Genomic DNA, 18,272 nt, shown 5'->3' on the forward strand with positions numbered 1-18,272 from the left:
AAAGCCCCTAGTCCGCGTCGTGTTGCCTGTCTGCATGTCCCGTACACCGTCGAAGGGGATGCGATGACCACCGGCCTGTCGCCCGACGTGCGCGCCGTGCTGGAGCAACGCCTGGCACGCCTCACCGGCGGCACGCGCCCGCAGACCATCCCGCGCGGCCGGGGCCCCCGCGCCGTCTCGCCGGCCCAGCAGCGCATGCTGTTCCTCGAGGAACTGCACCCCGGCGAGCCGACGTACCACGTGATCTTCACGCTGCGCATCGACGGCCCCCTCGTCACCGACGCGCTGGAGACGGCGCTGCGGGGCATCGAGGAGCGGCACGAGATCCTGCGCACGGCGTACCGGCGCGACGGTGCCGGTTATCAGCAGGTCCCCGGCCCGGTCACGCTGCGCCTGCACCGGCTCGACCTCCCCGGGGCCACCGACGCCGACCTCGACGCGCTGGCCGGCGAGGAGTACGCCCGCCCGTTCGACCTGGCCGCCGGCCCCGTCTGGCGGGCCGTCCTCGCGTGCACCGCCCCGGAGCGCCACCACCTCGTGCTCACGCTGCACCACATCGCCTTCGACGGCTGGTCCGTCGACGTCTTCGCGCGGGAGCTCGCGACCGGCTACGCCGCGGCGCTGGGCACCGCTGACCGGCCAGCGCCGCCGCCGCCGGTGCAGTACGCCGACTTCGCCGCCTGGCAGCGGCGGCGCCTCGACGACGGCGGCTACGACGACCAGCTCGCCTACTGGGCCCGGCAGCTGGCCGACGCGCCCGAGCGGCTCGAACTGCCGTCGTCCGGTCCCCGGCCGGCGGGCGGCGGTGGTGGCCGCGCCCGCGCACGGGCCGGTGCCGACCTGACGGCCGCCGTCCGGGCCCTGGCCCGGGAGCGGGCCGCGACGCCGTTCATGGTGCTGCTCTCGGCGCTGTACGCGCTGCTGCACCGCTACAGCGGACAGCGGGACATCCTGGTCGGCACGCCGGTCGCCAACCGGATGCTGCCCGAGGTCGAACCGCTCATCGGGCTCTTCGTCAACACCGTCGTGGTCCGCGCCGGCGTCGAACGCTCCCTGCCGTTCGCCGAACTGCTCGGCCGGGTGCGCGAGGCGACCACCGCCGCGCACGCGCACCAGGACGTGCCGTTCGAGCAGGTGATCGGCACCCTGCCGGTGCACCGGGACCTCGACACCACCCCGCTGTTCCAGGTGCTGTTCGACTGGAACAGCTCCGCCGCGCGCACCGGCACCGGCATCCGGCTCGGGGACGCGCGCATGACGCTCGTCGAACGGTTCCGGCCCGGCACCGCGAAGTTCGACGTCACCCTCGCCGTCAGCGAGCACGCCGACACCCTCGAGCTGGAGCTGGAGTACCGCCGGGACCTGTGGGACGACGCCGACGCGCAGCGGGTCCTCGACCACTTCCTGACGCTGCTGGCCGCCGCGACGGGCGACCCCGCGCTGCCGGTCGCCCGCCTGCCGCTGCTCGGCCGCGCCGAGCTGGCACTTGTCACCGAGGCCTGGCAGGGCCCGGTGCGGGAGTACCCCGGCCCGGCCGACCTCACCGCGGCGATCACCGCACGCGCGGACTCCGACGACGTCGCGCTGGTGCACGGCGGCCACCGGGTGACATACCGCGAACTGGCCGGACGGGTCGACCGCCTCGCCGGACACCTCCGCGCGGCGGGCGCGACACCGGACCGGCCGGTCGGTGTCCTGCTGCACCGCGGTATCGACCTGGTCGTCGCGATCGTCGCCGTCGTCCGCGCCGGCGCGCCGTACCTCCCCCTCGACCCCGACCACCCGGCCGAGCGCACCGCGATGGTCCTCGACGACGCCGCCGCGGCGCTCGTCGTCACCACCGCGGACCTCGCCGGCATCCTCCAGGCACGACCGACCGCGACGATCCTCGTCGACGAACACGCCGACGCCATCGCCGCCCACCCCGCGCCCTGCCCACCGTCCGGCGTGCTCCCCGACCACCTCGCATACGTCTTCTACACCTCAGGCTCGACCGGCCGGCCCAAAGGCGTCATGATCAGCCACCGCGCCGCACACAACCAGATCCACTGGCAGATCGACCGGTTCGGCCTCAACCCCACCGCCACCGTACTGTTCAAAACCAACGTCACCTTCGACGACTCCGTCGTCGAAATCTTCGCAACCCTCACCGCCGGCGCCCGCCTCGTCATCGCCGACCCCGGCGGCCACCGCGACCCCACCTACCTCCGCACACTCCTCGCCACCGAAAACGTCACATACGTCCGGTTCGTGCCCACCATGCTCGCCGCACTCCTCGCCCACGGCGGCAACACACCCCTACCAGCCCTCCGCGTCATCAAAAGCGCCGGCGAAGCACTCACCCCCGAACTACGGGCCCAGTGCCTGACGCTGCTCGGCGCCGACCTCTACAACGCCTACGGGCCGACCGAGACCGCGGTCAACGTGACCGTCGACCGGTGCCGGCTCGACGGCGACCCCCGCGTCCCGATCGGCACACCCACCACCAACGTCCGCGCCTACATCCTCGACACAAGCCTGCGCCTCCAGCCCGTCGGAGTGCCCGGCGAACTGTGCATCGGCGGCATCCAACTCGCCCGCGGCTACCTCGGCCGCCCCGACCTCACCGCCGACCGATTCACCCCCGACCCCTACGGCCCACCCGGCAGCCGCCTCTACCGCACCGGCGACCTCGCCCGCTGGCGCACCGACGGACGCATCGACTTCCTCGGCCGCCTCGACCGACAAATCAAACTCCGCGGCCACCGCATCGAACTCGGCGAAATCGAAGCCACCCTCACCCAACGCGCCCGCCACGCCGCCGTCACCACCACCAACGACCGCCTCATCGCCTACATCACCCCCACCGACAACCCCACCGACCCCCAAGAACTACGCACCTGGCTACGCACCCGGCTGCCCGAATACATGGTGCCGTCGGTGATCGTGACCCTGCCGGCAATGCCCCAACTGTCCAGCGGCAAAATCGACTACAAACGCCTCCCAGCACCACCCGACGACACACCCGTCCACGCTGCGTACGAGGCACCGCGCACCCCGACGGAGGAGCTGCTCGCCGGGCTGTGGGGCGAGGTCCTCGGCGTCGGCAGGGTCGGCCGCGACGACGACTTCTTCGCCCTCGGCGGGCACTCGATGCTCGCGGTGCAGCTGCTGTCGCGGGTGCGCACCGCCCTCACCGTCGACGCGCCGCTGCGCTGGGCGTTCGACGCGCCCACCCCGGCCGGCTTCGCCGCGCTGCTCGACGACGCCGTCGCCGCGCCGCCGCTGCCGCCGGTCGCCGCTGCCGCCGGGCCGGTGCCCGAGCTGTCCGCGGCCGAGACGGGCCTGTGGCTCGTCGACCAGCTCACCCCCGGCGACCCCGCCTACGTGGTGCCCGTCGTCAGCCGGCTGCGCGGACCGCTCGACGCCGAGGCGCTCGTCACCGCGCTGCGGGCACTGCCGGACCGGCACGAGGCCCTGCGCACGACCTTCGAGGCCGTTGACGGGGTGCCCCACCGCGTCGTCGCGTCCCGGCTCGATCTGGCCGTGCCGCGCCACGACCTGCGCGCCCTGCCGGTCGCGGAGTGCGCCGAGACCCTCGACCGGTTCGTGCGGCAGGTCACCGACGCGCCGTTCGACCTGGCCCGGCCGCCGCTGGCACGGGCCGCGCTGGTCACCGTCGCCGACGACGAGCACGTCCTGGCCCTCGCCTTCCACCACGTGGTCGTCGACGCCTGGTCGCTCGGTGTGCTGCACGACGACCTCGTCACCGCGTACGACGCCGCCGTCACCGGCCGGCCGCAGCCCGCCGTCCCCGCGCGGCACACCGCCGCCGACTACGCCCGCTGGCAGCGCGGCCTCGAGCGGGGCGACCGGTTCGACCTCGAACTGGCTCACTGGCGCGACCGGCTGGCCGGGCTGCCGCCCGGACCGGACCTGCCCGCCGATCGGCCTCGCGGCGCCCGGCCGGACCCCGCCGGCTCGGCCCACCGGTTCACCGTCCCGGCGCCCGTGGCGGCCGCCGTGCGCGAGCTGGCCGCTGCCGAGGGCTGCACGCCGTTCATGGTGCTGCTCGCCGGGTACGTCACGTTGCTGCACCGCTGGACCGGCAGCGACGACGTGGTCCTGGCCATGCCGGTCGCCGACCGGGCCCGGCCCGAGCTGGAGCGCGTCGTCGGCCTGCTGCTCAACACCGTCCTACTCCGCGTGCGGGTCACCGGGGCCGTGCCGTTCCGCGAGCTGCTGCACGCGGTTCGCGCCGCGGTCCTCGACGCGTACGAGCACCGCCAGCTGCCCTTCGCCCGCCTGGTCGACGCGCTGCGGCTCGACGCGGCGGCGCTCACGAGGTACACCGTCACCATCGACCAGCCGCCCGCGACGGCCATGATGAGCGGCGGGGTCACGCTGAGCCCCGAGCCGTTCGTCCCCTCCTCCGCCAAGGCCGAGCTCAACGTCTCCTTCGAGGACGGGCCGGCCGGCCTCGGCGGCACCATGGTCTTCCGGACCGCGCGCTTCGATCCGGCGCGCATCGCCCGCACCGCCGGCCACCTGGTGACCCTGCTCGGCAACGCCGTCGCCGCGCCGGACACCCCGGTGCACCGCCTCGACCTGCTCGGCGCGGCCGAGCGGCGGGAGCTGACCGGCACCGGCGGGCCCGCCGCCGGCACGCCGGACTGCCTGCACACGCTGGTGGCGCGGCAGGCCGGACGCAGCCCCGACGCCGTCGCGCTCACCGCTGTGGACGGTTCGTGCACCTACCGGCAGCTCGACGCGCACGCCGGTCGTGTCGCCCGGCTGCTCCACGCGCGGGGTGCGGGGCCGGGCGACGTCGTCGGCATCGCGCTCGGCCGGGGCGTGGCGCAGGTCGCCGCGGTCCTCGGGGTGCTGCGCACCGGCGCCGCCTACGTGGCCCTCGACCTGCGTCACCCGCCGGCCCGGCACCGGGCGGTGCTCGCCGACAGCGGCGCCCGCTGGGTCGTCGCCGGCTCCGGCGCCGATTTCCCCGTCGAGGTGGTGCCCGTCGACGGCGACGCGCCGGACGCGGTCCCGGAGCTGGTCGTGCCGCCGGACGGCGTCGCCTACCTCGCGTACACCTCCGGCTCCACCGGCACGCCGAAGGGGGTCGTCACCCGGCACCGGGCCGCGGCCGCCTACCTGACCGACTACCTGCTGCCGACGCACCGCATCGGCCCGGACGACACGGTGCTGCAACTGCCGGCGCTCGCGTTCGACGCGTCGGTGCGCGACCTGATCGGACCGCTCACGGCGGGCGCCCGGGTGGTACTCCTGGCCGACCACCGGGCCACCGACCCCGCGGCCATCCTCGACGCGATCGACCGCGAGGGCGTCACCTGCCTGCTCAGTGTCGTGCCGACGGTACTGCGTGCGCTGCTGGCCGAGGCGCGCGAGCGTCCGGGCGCCGGGGCGCGGCTGCGACTCGTGCTCACCGCCGGTGAGGTCCTCGACCTGCACGACGCCGTCCGCGCGACGGAGACCTTCGCCGGACGGCCCGTTGTCGTCAACCAGTACGGGCCGACCGAGGCCACGATGACCACGACCTGGCACCGGGTCGACGCCGGGCCCGGCGATACCGGTGCGGCGCCGATCGGCCGCGCCGCGCCCGGCGCGCGGGTGTGGATCGTCGACCGGTCCGGCGACCTCGCCGCCACCGGCGTGCCCGGCGAGGTCTGGATCGGCGGTGACCGGCTCGCCCTCGGCTACCACGGCCGTCCGGGGCTGACCGCGGAGCGCTTCGTCCCGGACCCGTTCTCCGCAACGCCGGGCGCCCGGGCGTACCGCACGGGCGACACCGCCTACCGCGACGCCGACGGCATGCTGCACTTCGTCGGCCGCGACGACGACCAGGTGAAGATCCGCGGCAACCGGGTCGAGCCGGCCGAGGTCGAGAGCGTCCTGCGCGGCCTGCCTGGGGTCACCGAGGCGGCGGTCGTCGTCACGGGCGGGCCTGCGGCGCCGCGGCTGGCCGCGTTCGTGGCACCGGACACCGCCGACGTCCCGGCCCTGCGGACCCGGCTGGGTGAGCTGCTGCCCGAGTACCTCGTGCCGGCCGTCCTGCAGGCCGTTCCCGCGCTGCCCCGCACGACCAACCAGAAAGTGGACCGCAAGGCGCTGCTCGGCGCGGTCGAGGCACCGGCCGGCGAGCCGCCGCGCACCGCCACCGAACGGCGGGTCGCGGCGGCGTTCGACGGCCTCCTCGCCGCGGAGGGCGGCACCGGTGGGCCGTGCGGGCGCGACGACGACTTCTTCGCACGCGGCGGCCACTCCCTGCTGGCGACCCGGCTCGCGGCCCGGCTGCGGGTGCCGCTGCGGGCGGTGTTCGAGCTGCGCACGGTGGCGGCGGTCGCATCCTATGTGGACGGCCAGGCGCCGGTCGTGGCGGAGGACGCCGGGCCGCTCGCGGACGGAACCGGCCGGGTGACCCCGGCGCAGGCGTTCATGGTGCGTCACCAGGCCGCCGATCCGCAGACCGCGGCGTACCACATCGGCTTCACCGCGTGGCTGCACGGCGACCTCGACGAGATCGCGCTGGTACGCGCGCTCGACGCGGTGGTGGCCCGCCATCCGGCGCTGCGGACCCGCTTCCCCGTCGCCGGCGGCGGGCCGGCCGCGGTCGTGGAGCCGGTGCTGCTGCCCACGCTGGTGCGGCACCGCACCGGGGCCGCCGAGGCCGCCGAGGCACTCGCCACGGCGGAGCTGCGCCGCCCGTTCGACCTCGCCCGCGGCCCGCTGCTGCGCGCGGTCCTGGTGCGGTGCGGCCCGGCCGGGCACCTGTTCGGCTTCATCGTCCACCACGCCGTCGCCGACGGCTGGTCGCTCAGCGTCATCCAGCGCGACCTCGCGGCGCACTACACCGCGCTCACCGGCGGGCCGGCGGCCGAGCTGCCCGCGGTCGCCGGTTTCACCCCGAGCCCACCGGACCCCGCCGACCTGGCGTTCTGGGCGGATCTGCTCGACGGTGTCCCGCTGGACGTCGGCGTCGCCGCCGACCGGCCGCGACCGGCGGGCTGGTCCCTCGCCGGCGCCACGCACCACTTCGACCTGCCGCCGGGCGTCGCGGCCGCGGTCCGGTCCACCGCCGAGGCGGCCGGGGTCACCACCTTCATGGTGCTGTTCGCCGCCGTGCAGGTGTGGCTGTCCCGGCAGAGCGGCGCCGGACGCTTCCTCGTCGCCGTGCCGGTGGCGAACCGGCCGGGCACCGCCGAGGACGAGGTCGGGCCGTTCGCCAACGTCCTGCCGGTGCCCGCCGACCTCACCGGCGGGCCGACCTTCCGCGAGCTGGTCGGCCGCGTCAGCGCCACGATGCTCGCGGTCTGGGAGCACCAGCGGACCCCGTTCGAGGTGCTCGCCGAGGCGTACGGCGCGGGCACCGAACCACCGCTGTGCCGGTTCATGTTCGCGATGCAGAACCTGCCGCCCGGCGTGGACGGCCTGCCCGGCCTGCGGGCGCGGCAGCTCCACCTGGACCGTGGGACCTGCCGCTACGACCTGCACCTGCGCTGCAGCGAGACGGCCGAGGGCATCTCCGGCTGGATCGAGTACAGCACCGCGCTGTTCGACGCCGGCACCGTGACCGCCCGGCTCGCCGGCCTGGTCGAGCTGCTCGACGCCGTGACGCGCCACCCGGACCGGCCTGTGGGAGGTGCCTGACATGCGGGTGTTCCACGTGCTGTGGGCCGGTCAGGCGGTGTCGCTGATCGGCTCGTCGGTGACCTCGTTCGGCGTCGGGATCTGGGTGTACGCGCAGACCGGCTCGCCGACGGCGTTCACGCTGCTCATCCTCGCCGCGACCCTGCCCGGGATCGTGCTGCTGCCGATCGCCGGCGCGCTGGTCGACCGCTGGGACCGCCGCCGGGCGATGCTGCTCAGCGACGCGGGCACGGCGACCGTCACGCTGCTCGCCCTCGTCCTGCTCACGACCGGTGCCTTCGCGATCTGGCAGCTGTACGTGCTGGCGGTCTTCCTGTCGGTCTTCAAGGCGGTGCAGTGGCCGGCGTTCTCCGCCCTGGTGGCCGAGATCGTCCCGCGGGAGCACCTCGGCAGGGCCAACGGGCGCGTCGGGCTCGCCGAGGCGCTCGGTGAGGTGCTCGGCGCGCTGATCGCCGGCAGCCTCTACACCGTGCTGGACCTGCGCGGGCTGCTGCTCGTCGACGTGGTCACCTTCACCGCCGCGCTCGGCACGATGCTGTGGTCCCTGCGCCGCATGCCGCCCGCGGCGGGTGCGCCGGAGACCGGGACGGGGCAGGCGCCGCTGAGCGGCGAGCTGGGCGCCGGCTGGCGCTACATCCGCGCCCGGCCGGGCCTGTCCGGCCTGCTGACCTTCTTCGCGGTGCACAACTTCGGCATGCAGCTGGTGATCGTCCTGGTGCCGCCGCTGGTGCTGACCCTGTCCGGCCCCACCGCCTACGGCGTGGTCGAGGCCGTCGGCTGGGCCGGGATGGTCATCGGCGGCGGGATCGTCAGCCTGACCCGGGAGCCCCGCCGCCGGGTGCGCGCCATCCTGACCGTCGGCGCCGTCCAGGCCGTGCTCGTCGCCGCGATGGGCGTTACGCACGCGGTGTGGGCCGCCGCCGCCGGCATGTTCGGCATCCTCGCCGGCTACGCGGTGACCAACGCGGTGACCGCCACCCTGTGGCAGCTCAAGACGCCGCTGGAGGTGCAGGGCCGGGTGTTCGCCGTCCGGCGGATGCTCGCCTGGTCGGCGCAGCCCCTCGCGTACGGCGTCGCCGGTCCGTTCGCGCAGTACGCCGCGGCGCCCCTGGTCGACCCCGGCGGGCCGCTCGCCGGCTCGCTCGGGCGGCTCACCGGACCCGGCACCGCCGGCGGGATCGCCCTGGTCTTCCTCGCGGCCGCGCCGCTGCTGCTCGGCATCGTCGTCGCCAGCGCGCTGCGGCCCCGTTTGCGGCTGCTCGAGGCGGAACTGCCCGACGTGCCGAAGGCCGGTGCCGGGCCCGCCCCCGCGGACGCCGCCGACGCCCCCGTCCAGCCCGTCGCCTCGGCGCAGCCGAGCGCTGTGTGAGATCCGCGATGACCGCGCCGCCGCACCGGAGTCCGGGGAAACACCCAGACTTCCGGTGGGCCCGGCGCCGTGGCGCCCGCGCTGGCGCACCATGGCTCAACAGCGGGGACCGGCAGCGCGTCCGTCGCCGGGCCGGCCAGGGTACCGGCCGCGCCGGACGCCGCGGAACGATCCAGGAGGCCGCCGTGGACACCACCGGACCGGCGCCCGGCGCGCGGCACGCGGTGCTGCTCGGGGCGGCAGGGTTCGTCGGGCGCAACGTCTGCCGTGCGCTGCTGGACGCCGGGTGGCGGGTCACCGCCGTGGTGCGCGGCGACGCCTCCCCCGAGCCGGGATGCGCGACCGTGCGGCTCGACGCCGCACGGGTCCCGTCCGCCGCGCTCACCGCCGTGCTGGACCGCGCGCCCGACCTCGTCGTCAACGCGGCCGGAGCGCTGTGGGGCGCAGACGACACGCAGCTGGTCGAGGGCAACGTGGTGCTGGTCGAGCGGCTCGTCGCCGCGGTCGCCGCGCTGCCCCGCCGGGTGCGGCTGGTCCACATCGGCTCCGCCTACGAGTACGGCGACCAGCCACCCGGGCCGCCGCTGACCGAGGACCTGCCCGAGCGCCCGGTCAGCCGGTACGCGCAGACCAAGCTCGCCGGCACGAGGATCGTCACCGGCGCCGTGGCCGCCGGCCGCGTCGACGCCGTGGTCGTGCGCATCTCGACCGCGGTGGGCCCGTGGGCGCCGCCGCAGAGCCTGCTCGGCGGTCTCGCGCGGCAGTTCGCCGGCGGTGCCGCGACGGTCGAACTGCCGCCGCTGTCCGGCGAGCGTGACTTCGTCGACGTGCGGGACGTCAGCGCCGCCGTCCTGTGCGCGGCGGCGGCGCCGGCGGTGCCGGCCGTCGTCAACGTCGGCGGCGACCGGCTGGTCCCGGTGGCCGACGTCGTCGACCTGCTCGTCCGGTGCGCCGGCGGCGACCGGGTGGTGCGGCGCGCCGCGGCCGGGCGGCGCCGCGACGGCCGTGACGCCGGTGTCGCGGCCCGGCCGCTGGACGTGCGTCTCGCCCGGCGGGAGCTGGCCTGGCGGCCGGTCCGCCCGATCGGCGACGCGGTCGACGCGCTGTGGCGGCACGCACGGCTCACCGGCGGCGGCACGGACCCGGACCGTGAAGGGGCGAAGCCGGCCGGCTTCCGCGGAGGGACCGCACCCATCCCGAGCTTCGCAGCGAATGGAGACACTGCACATGGTTGACGAGGTCAAGCAGCTCATCCTGGAGCAGACCCGCAAGCTCCACCGCGACCGGGCGGCGGCGGAGCAGGGATTCGTGCCCGGCGTCACGCCGATCCTGCCCTCCGGCGCGGTCCTCGACGAGGACGACCGCGCCGCCCTGGTGGAGCAGTCGCTGGACATGCGGATCGCGTCGGGCGCGACCGCGCTGCGGTTCGAGCGGCTGTTCGCCAAGGCGATCGGCGTGCGCAAGGCGCACCTGACGAACTCCGGGTCGTCGGCCAACCTGCTGGCGGTCGCGTCGCTGACCGCGCCCGAGCTCGGCGAGCGGCGGCTGCGGCCGGGCGACGAGGTCGTCACCGTCGCCGCGAGCTTCCCGACGACCGTCAACCCGCTGCTGCAGCACGGCCTCGTGCCGGTCTTCGTCGACGTGGACCTCGGGACGTACAACACCACCGTGGAGCGCGTCGAGGCGGCCCTGAGCCCGAGGACCCGCGCGGTCATGATGGCGCACACGATGGGCAATCCGTTCCCGGTGGCGGAGATCCAGCAGCTGTGCAAGGAGCGCGGGCTGTTTCTCGTGGAGGACAACTGCGACGCGGTGCTCTCCACCTACCAGGGCCGGGTCACCGGCACGTTCGGGGACTACTCGACCGTCAGCTTCTATCCGGCGCACCACCTGACGATGGGCGAGGGCGGCTGCATCCTCACCGACAGCCTGGAGCTGGCGCGCATCACCGAGTCGATGCGGGACTGGGGCCGGGACTGCTGGTGCGAGCCGGGGCAGGACAACAAGTGCCTGAAGCGCTTCGAGTATCAGATGGGTGACCTGCCGTACGGCTACGACCACAAGTACATCTTCTCGCACGTCGGCTACAACCTGAAGACGACCGACATCCAGGCGGCGCTCGGGCTGAGCCAGCTGACGAAGCTCGCCGACTTCGTCGCCGCGCGCCGGCGCAACTGGCAACGCCTGCGCGACGGACTCGACGGGGTGCCGGGCCTGCTGCTGCCGGAGCCGACCCCGGGCAGCGACCCGAGCTGGTTCGGTTTTGTCATCACGCTGACCGACAAGGCCGGCTTCGAGCGGCGCGAGCTCGTCGACTTCCTCCAGTCCCGCAGGATCGGCACCCGGCTGCTGTTCGCCGGCAACCTGACCCGCCAGCCCGCCTACAAGGGCGAGCGGTACCGCGTGAGCGGCACCCTGGAGAACAGCGACGTCATCACCGAGCGGACCTTCTGGATCGGGGTCTTCCCCGGCGTCACCACGGAGATGGTCGACTACATGATCGGCTCGATCCGCGAGTTCGCCGACCGGCGGCGCTGACTCAGTCGGCCGCCAGCTTCTCCAGCCGCGCGAGCGCGTCGACCGGTGCCGGGCGGTCCGCTGCGGCGCGTCGCAGCTCGGCGGCCGCCCGGCGGTGGGACGGGTCGGTGACCAGCGCGGCCACCGCGTCGCGGATCGTCTCCACCGTCACCGTGTGGCCGGGCAGGTGCCGCCCGGCGCCCGCGTCGGCGATGCGCTGCGCCAGCCGGGCCTGCTCGCTGGCGAACGTGAGCGCCAGTTGCGGCGTGCCGCTCACCATGGCCGTCATCGCGCTGCCGGCGCCGCCGTGGTGCACGACGGCGTCGCAGTCGGCGAGCAGCGGGTGGAGCGGGCAGTGCTCCAGGACCCGCACGCCCGGCGGCACCTCGCCGAGGGCGGCGACGTCCGACCGGGTCGCGGTGAGCACCGTCTCCACGTCGAGCCCGGCGAGTGCCGCCAGGATCCGGGGCAGTGCGTACGAGCTGGGACCGGACATGCTGCGCAGCGCGGTGGACCAGGTCACGCAGACCCGGGGCCGGCCGCTCGCCGGCAGGCCGTCCGGGGGCGTGCCGGGGCCGTTGTAGGGCACGTACCGGACCGGGATCCGCTCCGCGCGCACCGGGGGCGCCACGGGCCCCGGGCAGGGGTCGAGGACGTGGCGGACCAGGTCGGGGCCGAACGGGCCGAACCCGTGCCGCTCGAACGAGCCGCCAGGGTCGTCGGGCAGGATCCGCACCGGCGCCGGCTCGTGCGTGCCGACCGGGCCCCACAGCGCGAGGACCGCCGGCACCCCGAGGACCATCGCGGCGAGCAGCCCCTCGGTGCTGACCGGGTCGTGCACCACCAGGTCGGGGCGCCAGTCGCGGGCGTAGGCGACGGCGTCGTCGTGGCTGCGGGCCGACTCGGCCGCGAACCGGGCGCCGTCCGTGCGGGCGTACTCCGCCACGTCGAAGTCGTCCAGTGTGGACATCGCCGCGCCGGTGAGCGGGTGCAGCGGCAGCCAGGGGTACGGCCAGTCGCCGGCGAGCGCCTCACGGACGTACGACAGTCGATTGTGGACAGCGACCTCCATGCCGCCGAGCACCGGCACCGGCGGCAGGCCCGCCCCGCCGACCGCCGCGACCTGCGACGGCGCGCACAGCACCCGCAGGTCGTGACCGGCCGCCCGCACCGCCCAGCCGAGCGGCACCATGGCGGCGTAGTGGGTCGGCCATGAGGAGACGGTGAACAGGACGCGCATCGGACCTCCAGCGATCGGGCACAGCGCCCCAAGGATGCCGCCGACCGGCGCGATCGGTCCGCGCGGGGCACCAAGAACCGGGGGAACACCCAGACTTGAGGTGCATCGGCGCCCACACGGTGGTCGCGCACCGCGGGGGTCGGGAATAGTGACCCGCGAAGGCGGTGGGTCACGGCGTCGGCCGGTGCGGCAGCGGTCCGCGGAACCGGCAGTCCCGGCCGCACCGGGCCGCGGAGACCGGCGGCGTTGCCAGGCGTGGCTGGCGGCGACCCGGTCCGACCTGGGGAGTGGACATGCCAGAATCGCTCGGCACCGTGACGGAGCCGGCCCCGGCCGGCGCGTCGACCGGTGTCCTCACGCCGGACCGGCAGCAGCGCCGGACGCGGCCCCGGGTCGGTCACATCGACTTCCTCAACTGCGTTCCGCTGTTCTGGGGTCTCGCCCGCACCGGCACCCTGCTCGACCTCGACCTGCGCCGGGACACCCCGGACCGGCTCAACGACGCCCTGGCCGGCGGGGCGCTGGACATCGGGCCGATCAGCCTCCTGGAGTTCCTGCGCCACGCCGACGACCTCGTCGCGCTGCCGGACATCGCGGTCGGCAGCGACGGCCCGGTGATGTCGTGCCTCATCGTGAGCAAGGTGCCGCTGGAGGAGCTCGACGGCGCCGCGGTGGCGCTCGGCTCGACCAGCCGCACCTCGGTCCGCCTCGCCCAGCTGCTGCTGCGCGACCTGGTCGGGGTGCGGCCGGACTACTTCGTGGCGCCGCCGGACCTCGACGTGATGCTGCGCGACGCCCGGGCGGCCGTGGTCATCGGCGACGTCGCCCTGCGCGCGGCGCTCACCGAGGCGCAGCGGCTGAACCTGCGCGTGTACGACCTGGGCGCGATGTGGCGGGAGTGGACCGGCCTGCCCTTCGTGTTCGCGGTCTTCGCCGCGCGCCGGGAGTTCCTGGCACGCGAGCCGCAGACGGTGCGGCGGGTGCACGACGCGTTCCTGGCCTCGCGCGACCTGTCGCTCGAGGAGGTCGACGCGGTCTGCGAGCAGGCGGCCCGGTGGGAGCCGTTCGACGCGGTCACCCTGCGGCGCTACTACATGACGGCGCTCGACTTCAGCCTCGGCGACCGGCAGCTGGCCGGGATCGCGGAGTTCGCGCGCCGTGTCGGTGGGCCCGACGCCGGTTTCCCGCCGGACGTCGAGGTGCGGCTGCTGCCATCAGCGTGAGCCGGACCGGCCCGGCGCACGGACATCGTCACTTCCCGAAAGGCTCCGACATGGACCGATCTGCCAGCGCGGTGCTCGACCGAGCCGCCGCGGGGGAACGCATCTCCCCCGAGGAGGCCCTGGAGCTGTACCGCTCCGCGCCGCTGCACGCTCTCGGTGAGGCCGCCGACGCCGTGCGCCGCCGCCGTTACGCCGGGGTGGAGCACATCGCGACGTACATCATCGAGCGGAACATCAACTACACCAACGTCTGCGTGACCGCGTGCAAGTTCTGCGCCTTCTACGCCCCGCCGAAGAGCGCGAAGGGCTGGGAGCGCGACCTCGACGACATCCTGCGCCGCTGCGCCGAGACGGTCGAGCTGGGCGGCACCCAGATCATGTTCCAGGGCGGCCACCACCCGGACTACGGCGTCGAGTACTACGAGCGGATGTTCGCCGCCATCAAGGAGGCCTTCCCGTCGCTCGTCATCCACTCCCTCGGCGCGTCCGAGGTACAGCACATGGCGAAGGTGTCGGGGGTGACGCCGAAGGAGGCGATCGAGCGGATCCGCGCCGCGGGTCTCGACTCGTTCGCCGGCGCGGGCGCCGAGCTGCTGCCGGCCCGCGCCCGCAACGCGATCGCGCCGCTGAAGGAGAGCGGCGAGCGCTGGCTGGAGATCATGGAGATCGCGCACGACCTGGGCGTCGAGTCGACCTGCACGATGCTGATGGGCACCGGCGAGACCAACGCCGAGCGGATCGAGCACCTGCGGATGGTCCGCGACGTGCAGGACCGCACCGGCGGGTTCCGGGCCTTCATCCCGTACACCTACCAGCCGGAGAACAACCACCTGAAGGGCCGGACGCAGGCGACGACGCTGGAGTACCTGCGGATGATCGCGATCGCGCGGCTGTTCTTCGACAACGTCGCGCACATCCAGGGCTCCTGGCTCACCACCGGCAAGGAGGTCGGCCAGCTGTCGCTACACTACGGTGCGGACGACCTCGGCTCGGTGATGCTGGAGGAGAACGTGGTGTCCTCCGCGGGCGCGAAGCACCGCTCCAACCTGCTGGAGATGATCCACCTGATCCGCGCCGCCGGGCGGGTGCCGGCGCAGCGCAGCACGACGTATGAGCACCTGCGGGTGCTCGAGGACCCGGCGGACGACCCGGTCGACGACCGCGTCGTGTCGCACCTGTCGTCCATCGCGGTCGACGGCGGTGGCGTCGGCGCGGTCGAGCCCCAGCGGCTGCTGAAGGTGACACCGGTCGGATGAGCCGCGCGGGTGGCTGTCGCGGCGCCGGTGATCCGCCGGCGCCGCCCCGGTCGGGAGGGTGACATGCAGATCATCGGCAACGGATTCCTGGCGAGGAATCTCGGCGAGGCGTTCGGGGACCGCTTCCCCGACGTGACGGCGCTGGCGGCGGGGGTGTCGAGCACCTCCGTCACCGACCCGGGCCAGCTGGACCGGGAGGCCGAGACGCTCTACGCCGCGCTGCACCGGTGCCGGGACGAGCGACGGACCCTGCTGTACTTCTCCACCGCGTCCTTCGCGATGTACGGCACGACCGAGGCCCCCGCAACCGAGGACGGGCCGCTGTACCCGCCGTCGGTGTACGGCCGGCACAAGCTGGCGCTGGAGGCCTGCGTGCGGGCCGCCGGCATCCCGTTCCTGGTGCTGCGGCTCAGCCACATGGTGGGGCCGCACCAGCGGCCGCACCAGCTGCTGCCGGCGATCGTGCAGCAGGTGCGCAGCGGCACCGTGACCGTGCACCGCGGCGCGCACCGGGACCTGCTCGACGTCCGCGACCTCGTGCACGCGATCGACCGGCTGCTGGCCGCCGAGGCGCGCGACGTCGTGCTCAACGTCGCGTCGGGGCTGCCGTGGCCGGTCGAGGAGATCATCGACGGCGTCGCGGACCGGCTGCGGATGACGCCGGACCGGGTGTACCGGCCGGGCCCGGTCTCCCGCACGGAGGTGTCGCTGGAGCGGCTGCGGGCGCTGGTGCCGGACTTCGACGCGAAGACGCTGATCGGCCCCGCCTACCTCGACATGCTGCTCGACTGGTACCTCGACCGCGCGATCCCCGCGCCGTCACGGTAGGGGTCTGTTCACGGCCGGGCCCGCAACAGGTGCTCGACGACGTCGGCCGCCCGCGCGGCACCGCCGCCCGCGCGGATCTGCTCGCTCAACCGCCCGACCCGGATCATCGTCGCCGGGTCGCCGGCCAGCTCGTCGACCACGGCGCGCAGCGTGCCCGGATCGACGTCCCCGGACGGCAGCATCCGGCCGACACCCAGCTCGGCGAGCCGGCGGCCGTTCACCACGTGCTCCGGCGTGTGCGGCACGACGACGACGGGGCGGCCGAAGTACAGCGCCTCAAGGATGCTGCCCATGCCGCCGTGGCAGACGAGCACCGCGGCGTGCGGCAGGACGGCGAGGTGCGGCAGCCACTCGTGCGCCTCGATGTTGACCGCGGCGAGGTCGGCGCCGAGCGTCTTGCCCCGCCCCAGTGTCATGACGACGTGCCAGTCCTTGTCCGAGAACGCGTCGGCGCACAGCCGAAACACGCTGTCCCGGTCGTTGGACTCGGTGCCCATCGACACGAGCGCGACGGACACGTCGGGGCCGGGCGGCTCCCATGCCGCTGCGGGCGGGCGCTGCGGCAGGCAGTGGCCGACGAACGTGAACCGCTCGTCGAACGTCTCGCCCCGTGGTTGCAGGGCCTGCGGCAGCAGCGCCAGGTTTCGTTCGTCGAACGGCGCCATCATCGCCCACTGCGCGGCCGGGTCCGGCTCGACGGTGGCCAGGACCCGCAGGATCTCCTCGACGCCGTGGTGCACCGCCGGCGAGTCCGGGTCGAAGATCTCCGCGTGCAGCGAATACTGGTCGTTGGAGGCGAGGTACGGGAAGAACTGCAGCGTCGGGCAGCCCCACTCGCGGGCGAGGATGCGCGCCGCCACGAAGCTCTCGAACTCGTAGAGGATCAGGTCGGGCCGGTCGGCGCCGGTGAACCCGGCCCGGGCCGCCGGCAGCACCCGCGCCGTGGTGTCGGCGAGGATGTCCAGGCCGAGCTCGGAGATCCGGTCGGCGTCGACGTGCCCGGCGCCGAGCCGCCGGCGGGCCGTGTCGTAGGCCACCAGCCCCGCACCCGCCGCGGCGACCGCCGGGCGGTAGTCCTCGGTGAGCACGTACGTGACCCGGTGGCCGCGCTCGACAAGGTGCCGGGTGATCTCGAACGTCGGGTTCACGTGCCCGTAGTCGGGGAGGACAAAAACGGCGACGTGCCCGCCGGCGGGGGCGCTCACCTGACCCGCCGCGGCGGCAGGACGACACCGTGCTCGAAGATGCCGGCCATCACGCCGGGCAGGTCGGCCGGCGACTCCACGTGGACCACCGGGAACGGGAAGTCGATCCAGCCGCGCGGCAGTGACGGGCCGAGCACCAGCCCGAGCCGGGTCTTGTGCCGGCGCATCTCGCCGCTCATGGCGTCGATGCGGATCGTCTCGACCGCGTTGCGGCTGAACATGTCCGCCACCTCCGCGGCGGTGGTGAGAGTGCGCGGCTCGAGGCAGGAGCACAGCGGCAGCACGGGATCGGCGAGCGCGACGCCGGCGGTGACCCGCGCGATGGAGTCGCGGACCGGGGCGCGCAGCGGGGTGTGGACGGCCACGGTGTTGGCCTCCTGGACCTGCACGGAGCCGACGGTGGTCTCGGCGGCGAGCTGTTCGAGGGCCTCCCGGTAGCCGCTGAGCAGCAGGATCCGGAAGGTGCCGGTGGGGTGGGTGCCGAAGTCGCCGGCCAGCCACACGCCGTCGCGCTTGGGCTCGACGAGCAGCTCCTCCTCCTGGTCCACCGGCAGGAACGCGACGGCGACACCCTCGGCCCGCCCGTCCGGGTCCTGCGGCCCGACATGGTCCATGCGCATCAGCAGCTCGAACAGCGCCTGCCGGGGCAGCACGCCGGCGAGGCAGCTGCTGACCATCGAGCCGAGGCTGAGCCCGCCGACCGCGCCCGGGTGGATGCCCTGCTCGCCGAGCACGTCGTGGATACCGACCATCGCGGCGGCCAGGGCCACCGAGCCGTGCCTGGAACGGGCCTCCGGGTCGGGGTCGTCGTCCTCCCGGCGGCGCAGCAGCAGGTCCTCGTCGAGGCCGGTCCACTCGCCGACCCGCTCGTAGACACGCTGCATGACCGGGTTGGCGGCGTGGAACTCGGCCACGCCGCGCGGATCATAGTTGAGCAGGTTGGTGCCGAAGATGAATGCGAGGCTCACAGGAGTCGCCTTTCCGGGA

10 protein-coding genes are annotated in these 18,272 nt (G+C 74.5%); 7 read left to right on the plus strand and 3 right to left on the minus strand.

Translation table 11 applies throughout. The annotated features are described in order from the left end of the window. Positions 1-63: 63 nt before the first annotated feature. The 4 genes from Dfulv_RS29020 (at position 64) to rfbH (ending at position 11,554) form a co-directional block, all read left to right on the plus strand. Entirely contained in the window at positions 64-7,647 is a 7,584-nt protein-coding gene (locus tag Dfulv_RS29020; RefSeq protein WP_259856792.1) for a non-ribosomal peptide synthetase, read from the plus strand. A gap of 1 nt (position 7,648) precedes the next feature. Beyond that, positions 7,649-9,016: an MFS transporter gene (locus Dfulv_RS29025; protein ID WP_259856794.1), complete on the plus strand. Its 1,368-nt coding sequence runs from the start codon at positions 7,649-7,651 to the stop codon at positions 9,014-9,016. A 185-nt stretch (positions 9,017-9,201) separates the two neighbouring features. Further along, complete coding sequence (locus tag Dfulv_RS29030; RefSeq protein ID WP_259856796.1) at positions 9,202-10,251, plus strand: NAD-dependent epimerase/dehydratase family protein; 1,050 nt, start codon at positions 9,202-9,204, stop codon at positions 10,249-10,251. Beyond that, positions 10,244-11,554 carry a lipopolysaccharide biosynthesis protein RfbH gene (gene rfbH, locus Dfulv_RS29035; protein ID WP_259856798.1) on the plus strand — a complete coding sequence of 437 codons (1,311 nt, stop codon included), beginning with the start codon at positions 10,244-10,246 and terminating at the stop codon, positions 11,552-11,554. Before Dfulv_RS29030 ends, rfbH begins: the two co-directional genes overlap by 8 nt. 1 nt (position 11,555) lies before the next feature. On the opposite strand, the gene Dfulv_RS29040 is transcribed toward rfbH, so the two are convergent. Beyond that, positions 11,556-12,773 carry a nucleotide disphospho-sugar-binding domain-containing protein gene (locus Dfulv_RS29040; protein WP_259856800.1) on the minus strand — a complete coding sequence of 406 codons (1,218 nt, stop codon included), beginning with the start codon at positions 12,771-12,773 and terminating at the stop codon, positions 11,556-11,558. Between the two features lie 293 nt (positions 12,774-13,066). Between Dfulv_RS29040 and Dfulv_RS29045 the strand changes: the two genes are divergently transcribed. The 3 genes from Dfulv_RS29045 (at position 13,067) to Dfulv_RS29055 (ending at position 16,080) form a co-directional block, all read left to right on the plus strand. Continuing rightward, positions 13,067-13,996 (plus strand): menaquinone biosynthetic enzyme MqnA/MqnD family protein, encoded by a 930-nt coding sequence (locus Dfulv_RS29045; protein ID WP_259856802.1) that lies wholly within the window; start codon positions 13,067-13,069, stop codon positions 13,994-13,996. Positions 13,997-14,046: 50 nt separating this feature from the next. Continuing rightward, positions 14,047-15,252, plus strand: coding sequence for a cyclic dehypoxanthinyl futalosine synthase (gene mqnC, locus Dfulv_RS29050; RefSeq protein ID WP_259856803.1), 1,206 nt, complete (start codon positions 14,047-14,049; stop codon positions 15,250-15,252). A gap of 63 nt (positions 15,253-15,315) precedes the next feature. Continuing rightward, a complete protein-coding gene (locus tag Dfulv_RS29055; RefSeq protein ID WP_259856804.1) occupies positions 15,316-16,080 on the plus strand; it encodes an NAD-dependent epimerase/dehydratase family protein in 765 nt (254 codons plus the stop codon). An 8-nt stretch (positions 16,081-16,088) separates the two neighbouring features. Here the strand turns inward: Dfulv_RS29055 and Dfulv_RS29060 are convergent, their stop codons facing one another. After that, entirely contained in the window at positions 16,089-17,285 is a 1,197-nt protein-coding gene (locus Dfulv_RS29060; RefSeq protein WP_259856805.1) for a macrolide family glycosyltransferase, read from the minus strand. After that, entirely contained in the window at positions 17,282-18,253 is a 972-nt protein-coding gene (locus tag Dfulv_RS29065; protein WP_259856807.1) for a hypothetical protein, read from the minus strand. The genes Dfulv_RS29060 and Dfulv_RS29065 overlap by 4 nt, the downstream gene beginning before the upstream one ends. Positions 18,254-18,272: the final 19 nt, after the last annotated feature.

It is taken from the genome of Dactylosporangium fulvum, assembly GCF_025137375.1.
GTDB lineage: Bacteria > Actinomycetota > Actinomycetes > Mycobacteriales > Micromonosporaceae > Dactylosporangium > Dactylosporangium fulvum.

Excerpts from the sequence above, each read along its gene's own strand:
- Dfulv_RS29020 (WP_259856792.1), top strand. The coding sequence starts at position 64 with ATGACCACCGGCCTGTCGCCCGACGTGCGCGCCGTGCTGGAGCAACGC.
- Dfulv_RS29025 (WP_259856794.1), top strand. The coding sequence starts at position 7,649 with ATGCGGGTGTTCCACGTGCTGTGGGCCGGTCAGGCGGTGTCGCTGATC.
- rfbH (WP_259856798.1), top strand. The coding sequence starts at position 10,244 with ATGGTTGACGAGGTCAAGCAGCTCATCCTGGAGCAGACCCGCAAGCTC.
- Dfulv_RS29040 (WP_259856800.1), bottom strand. The coding sequence starts at position 12,773 with ATGCGCGTCCTGTTCACCGTCTCCTCATGGCCGACCCACTACGCCGCC.
- Dfulv_RS29045 (WP_259856802.1), top strand. The coding sequence starts at position 13,067 with ATGCCAGAATCGCTCGGCACCGTGACGGAGCCGGCCCCGGCCGGCGCG.
- mqnC (WP_259856803.1), top strand. The coding sequence starts at position 14,047 with ATGGACCGATCTGCCAGCGCGGTGCTCGACCGAGCCGCCGCGGGGGAA.
- Dfulv_RS29055 (WP_259856804.1), top strand. The coding sequence starts at position 15,316 with ATGCAGATCATCGGCAACGGATTCCTGGCGAGGAATCTCGGCGAGGCG.